General features: G+C 42.1%; 1 pseudogene. It reads left to right on the top strand.

Annotated features, from left to right (window positions below):
- A pseudogene (locus A3735_RS30690) lies at nucleotides 1-406 on the top strand (23S rRNA (guanine(2445)-N(2))/(guanine(2069)-N(7))-methyltransferase); the annotation flags it as partial.

The following is a 406-nucleotide window of genomic DNA, read 5'->3' as shown; positions in this document are numbered from 1 at the left end:
TTGAGCGAGACTTGCTTGGATGGAGTGCCGGCGTATTTACAGGAAATGCAGATTTAGGTAAGGCCATATGCTGGCGTTCATATAAACAGTATAAACTCTTTAATGGCGCTATCGAAAGTCAACTCATCTTATTTAGTCTTGATAAGGATAATCGCTACAAAGATGCTGCGAGCTCCTCTAAATTAGAACATTCATCTAGCAACTGGAAGATATCGAATCCACAGCGTGCTGAAATGTTCGCTAACCGCCTTAAGAAGAATTTTAAGACCCTCGGTAAGTGGGCTAAGAAAAATGAGATTAGCTGCTATCGCTTGTACGATGCTGATATGCCGGAATTTGCGCTCGCAGTCGATATGTACCAAAGCATTGATCAAACTACATGGCTTCATGTCCAGGAATATCAAGC

Source organism: Oleiphilus sp. HI0061 (assembly GCF_001635675.1).
The sequence above is the reverse complement of the archived record's forward strand: the minus strand, read 5'-3'. Positions and strand labels throughout refer to the sequence as shown.